We start from the raw sequence: 4,114 nt of genomic DNA, 5'->3' as shown, positions 1-4,114 counted from the left end.
GACACCGCGGACGCGCGGGTACTTGCTCCCGCGGGACTTCATCTTGTGATGTTTGTTGCCGGCCTTGACGAACGGCTTCTCCGTCCGCCCGCCGCCGGCGACCACGCCGATCGTGGCCCGACACTCGGGGGAGAGCCGCCGCATCTCGTCGCTCGGCAACTGGACGACCGCGGCGTTTCTGTCGTGGGTGAGAAGCGTCGCGGACACGCCGGAGGCGCGGGCGAACTTCCCGCCGTCGCCGGGCTGGCGTTCGACGTTACAGACCGGGACGCCCTCGGGGATCTCCGCCAGCGGCAAGGTGTTGCCGGGCTCGATCTCCGCGGAGACGCCGATCTGGATCTCGTCGCCGACCGCCACGCCCTCGGGGGCGAGGACGAGTCGGCGGTCGCCGTCCTCGAATTCGATGTCCGCAAGCGGCGCCGACCGGGCGGGATCGTGCTCGATGCCGACGATCTCGCCGGTCACGACGTCGGCGTCCTCGACGTTTCGATGCGAGAGGTTCGCCTTGTATCGGTGCGACGGGGCGCGGAACGTCGGCGTCCCGCGACCACGGCGCTGTCCCTGGATTCTTCGTCCCATCGTCAGAACACCCCGATCCGTGAGGCGACTTCCTGTGCGTCGTCCGCTTCGACGAGCGTGACGGTCGCCTTCTTTTCGCCGTTCATCGTCATCTGTGTGTTGACCGACGCGACGCCGACGTCGAACTGCGCTTCGACGGCGTCGGCGATCTCGGGCTTCGTCGCTTCGGACTGACAGACGAACTGCAGTTTGTTCTCGAAGTCCATGTCGTTCATCGCCTTCTCGGTGACGAGCGGGTGTTTGATCGTCATCGCTCGGCCACCTCCGCGACGGCGCTTTCGGTCCAGACCGTCAGCCGCCCGGCCTGCGTGCCGGGGGCGAGATCCTCGACGTTGACCTCGTCGGCGGTCGCGACGTCCGATCCCGCGAGGTTGCGGGCCGCGAGCGAGGGTTCCTCGCCCGTCACGACGAGCACCGATTTCGGCTCGGTGTACTTGCGACCGCGGGTCGTCCCGCGGCCGGCACGGACCGTCTTGCCGTCCTCGGCGCGTTCGACGTCGGCGTAGACGCCGAGCGCCTCGAAGGCCTCGACGGCCTCCGTGGTCTTGACGAGCTCTTCGAACCCGTCTTCCACGACGAGCGGGAACTCGAGGTCCCCCTCGAAGTCGTGGCCGCGCTCTTCGACGGCGTCGCCGTCGGCCGTCGCCGCGATCGCGCTCCGCGTGGCGAGCTTTCGCTCCTTTTTGTTGATATCGAGTCCGCGGTCCTTCTCGGCCTTCGGCGGGTGGGCCGCACGGCCGGAGACGGCCTGTGGGACCTCACGCGCACGCCCGTCCTGTCGGGGGACGTGTGCCATCCCGCGGCCGCTGCCGTGGGACTCCGCCGGGGTTCTGAGACCCGCGTACTCGTCGGTGCCTGCGTCCTGCGTTCGGTTGGCCTGTGCGGCGAGGACCGCGCGCTTGATGAGGTCGGGCCGGAAGGTCGTCTCGAAGACGGCCGGCAGTTCGACCTCGCCCGCGTCCTCCCCGTCCAGGGTTCGTACTGTTGCCTGCATGGTTTATCCCTGATTCGAGGCGGTGGAGACGTACCGCACCTCGGGGTCGAGGCGCGGCTGGTCGGCCGGCCGGACCGCCGGGCGGAAGCGCACGAGGCGCTTGTCCGGGCCCGGGACGGAGCCTTTCACCAGAGCGTAGGGACCGTCGACCTCGCCGTAGTTGACGAAGCCACCGTCGGGGGTGACCGCGTCGTCGCCGAGGTCGACGAGCCGCTTGTTGAGTTCGGTGCGCTGGTGGTAGCCGGTCTGTCCCTGCTGGGGCACGGTCGAGCGGACCCGCGAGGGGTTCCAGGGGCCGAGGTTACCGATCCGTCGGCGCCAGCCCTGGCGGGCGTGTTTGCCCTTCCGCTTTTGAACGCCCCATCGCTTGACGGGGCCCTGTGTCCCTTTGCCCTTCGTGACGCCCGCGACGTCGGTGTACTCGCCGGCCCGGAACACGTCCGTCACGGTGTGTTCCCCGCCGTCGTCGATCAGATCGAACGCGTACTCGACGCGCTCGTCGATCGAACCGCCGCCGACGCGCGTCTCCATCACGTCGGGTTCCTTTTTCGGCACGCTCGAAAGCTCCCGCGGCACGGTGTGGGTGACGACTCGCACGTCGGCGAGGATCCCTCGATCGAGTGCATCACGGATTTCGCTTTCGGCGTCGCCGGTCTGTTCGTCCGGCACGGAGAGGGCGCGACCCAGATCCTCGTGGACCTCGTCGGTCCAGGATTCGGTCAGCGGCCGCTTTCCGTACGGTGTGTCTTCGTAGGCTCGAACGGCGACAGCCCGCATCGGTGGCGTCTCGACGACGGTCACCGGAACGGTCTCCTCTCGACCCTCTCGGGGAGAGTTGGGCTCGTCGTTTATCGTCACGACGTGACTCATGCCCGCCTTGTAGCCGGCAAAGCCCTGTAGCCCGGGCTGTCCGTCGTCGCCCGGCCAGGAGTTGAAACGCGGGACCTCACTGGCCGCACGGCTGCGGGGGCTGAAGCCCATCGAGCCTTTTCGTGGTCTGCTTGGTTGTGGCATTTATCTCACTCCAGTGTGAGGGGCGCAAGCGTCGCGAACAGAGCTTCCTCCGTTCGGATCGTCTTGCTACCCTGGTTCGGAACCGTATTGAGCCAGAGGTCGAACCGCGCTCGCGGTTCGTCGCCGATAGTCTCCGCGCGAGGCTCACAGTCGAGTATCTCCGGCAACCCCCGCTCGGGGGCGCCGAAGGCGACCGTGAGACCGTCGTCGGCCGTCCGCTCGGCCAACGCGGCGAGCCGATCGACCGTCAGTTCCTCACCCAGCCGGGACGCGGCGATACGAACGCCGGCGTCCGGCCGGGCGAGGACGTCTTCGATGGTCGCGCGCTCGACGGCGAACCCCGGTGGGGGCTCGGCAGCGAGCTTTGCGCGAACCGGCTCTCGCGAAGAGACCCTGATGGTGACGCGTTCCCCCTCCTCGTACTCCCCGGAGGGAGCGGGTAGGGAGATCGGGTGTTGCAGTCCGCAATTGACCCGGACGCGCCCGTCAGGTCCGACCTCGGTCACGATTCCCTGTCTTAACGACCCCGAACCGTCCGATCCGGAGCCGGTCTGCGAGCGGACACGGAGCGGCGGCAGGACACCGGCGTACTCCAGTTCGCCCCGCCTGTCCCACGCCTCCTTTCGGAGGTATGGGGGCGTGGCGGCGTACCGCAACACGGTGTCGACGAACCCGTCGCCGAACCGACCCGTCTCCCCCCCGCGGTCGGGGAAGACGACGAGCCGGTCCACCCGAAAGACCGTCGCCGCGCGGGCGACGTAACCGAGTTTGCGAGTCGCCTCGCGTTTGTCCTCGGCTTCCCGGGTCAGGGACGACGGCACGAGCACGCTGTGTGTCATGCCGTAACGCTTCCGTGTCCGTTCACGAGACTGTGCCGATCATACCGAACCCACACTTAAAAGTATCGCGGTATTGAGCGGTCGTGGGCTCCGTTGACAGGGATTTCTGCGTGTGACTGTATCCCGATCCGGGGTGTGAACCCACCGACGCGGTGCCGGTTCGCAAGCCTTTTATTGATCTCCCCGGTACGATCCTCTGTGAAGGCGCGTCGGTAGTGTAGTGGTATCACGTGACCTTGCCATGGTCACAACCCGGGTTCAAATCCCGGCCGACGCACTCCCACTTTTTACTTCATTAGGTTCGCCTCCGGCGAACCGCGCTCGCTTCGCTCGCGCGGAGCTTAACTGCCAACGACGGGCTCGGAAACGCAAAACGGAGTTTTCGGTCTCAGTCCGGACCGCCGTCGCTCACACGGATCGATCCGCTCTCGTCGTGTTCGACGACGGTATCGAACAGCGGAAATAGCGTATAAAGCGTCCGATCGTCGACGGTGTCGGGATCGAGATGGAAGTGTGCCACCGCGTCGGCCGATTCCAACCGGCGCAACAACAGATGCAGAAAGCGGAACGCCCCCCGGAGATCGTTCCGTTCGAGCAGGGGCGCAAGCGACTGATACGGTCGTGCGAAAGTATTTACTATAGCAATCGTATTTCTGCATAATGGGTCGGCTGGACGACATCACCCTGG

General features: G+C 66.7%; 6 protein-coding genes and 1 tRNA gene. 1 reads left to right on the top strand and 6 read right to left on the bottom strand.

The genetic code is table 11. From position 1 onward, the window contains the following. From KM295_RS16675 to KM295_RS16655, 5 genes are all read right to left on the bottom strand, one after another. A partial coding sequence (locus KM295_RS16675) for a 50S ribosomal protein L2 (RefSeq protein ID WP_256031500.1) occupies positions 1–579 on the bottom strand: 579 nt, incomplete at its 3' end. Positions 580–581: 2 nt separating this feature from the next. Beyond that, the gene (locus KM295_RS16670) at positions 582–830 is read right to left on the bottom strand and encodes a 50S ribosomal protein L23 (RefSeq protein WP_256031498.1); all 249 of its coding nucleotides are present in this window, start codon (positions 828–830) and stop codon (positions 582–584) included. Beyond that, positions 827–1,573 (bottom strand): 50S ribosomal protein L4, encoded by a 747-nt coding sequence (gene rpl4p / locus KM295_RS16665; protein WP_256031495.1) that lies wholly within the window; start codon positions 1,571–1,573, stop codon positions 827–829. Before rpl4p ends, KM295_RS16670 begins: the two co-directional genes overlap by 4 nt. Before the next feature lie 3 nt (positions 1,574–1,576). Further along, positions 1,577–2,587 carry a 50S ribosomal protein L3 gene (locus tag KM295_RS16660; protein ID WP_256031493.1) on the bottom strand — a complete coding sequence of 337 codons (1,011 nt, stop codon included), beginning with the start codon at positions 2,585–2,587 and terminating at the stop codon, positions 1,577–1,579. Positions 2,588–2,592: 5 nt separating this feature from the next. After that, positions 2,593–3,426 carry an RNA methyltransferase gene (locus KM295_RS16655; RefSeq protein WP_256031490.1) on the bottom strand — a complete coding sequence of 278 codons (834 nt, stop codon included), beginning with the start codon at positions 3,424–3,426 and terminating at the stop codon, positions 2,593–2,595. Positions 3,427–3,632: 206 nt separating this feature from the next. Between KM295_RS16655 and KM295_RS16650 the strand changes: the two genes are divergently transcribed. After that, positions 3,633–3,703 (top strand) — tRNA-Gly (locus tag KM295_RS16650). 111 nt (positions 3,704–3,814) lie between these two features. Here the strand turns inward: KM295_RS16650 and KM295_RS17185 are convergent. Then, positions 3,815–4,066, bottom strand: a complete 252-nt coding sequence (locus tag KM295_RS17185; protein ID WP_418904825.1) for a DUF7504 family protein — start codon at positions 4,064–4,066, stop codon at positions 3,815–3,817. Positions 4,067–4,114: the final 48 nt, after the last annotated feature.

Origin of the sequence: Natronomonas aquatica, assembly GCF_024449025.1 — an archaeon.
GTDB lineage: Archaea > Halobacteriota > Halobacteria > Halobacteriales > Haloarculaceae > Natronomonas > Natronomonas aquatica.
Note: the sequence above shows the minus strand (reverse complement) of the source record. Positions and strands in the feature narration are given on the sequence as shown.

What these genes read in the sequence shown, in the direction of transcription:
- KM295_RS16670 (WP_256031498.1), bottom strand. Translation starts at nt 830, where the DNA reads ATGACGATCAAACACCCGCTCGTCACCGAGAAGGCGATGAACGACATG.
- rpl4p (WP_256031495.1), bottom strand. Translation starts at nt 1,573, where the DNA reads ATGCAGGCAACAGTACGAACCCTGGACGGGGAGGACGCGGGCGAGGTC.
- KM295_RS16660 (WP_256031493.1), bottom strand. Translation starts at nt 2,587, where the DNA reads ATGCCACAACCAAGCAGACCACGAAAAGGCTCGATGGGCTTCAGCCCC.
- KM295_RS16655 (WP_256031490.1), bottom strand. Translation starts at nt 3,426, where the DNA reads ATGACACACAGCGTGCTCGTGCCGTCGTCCCTGACCCGGGAAGCCGAG.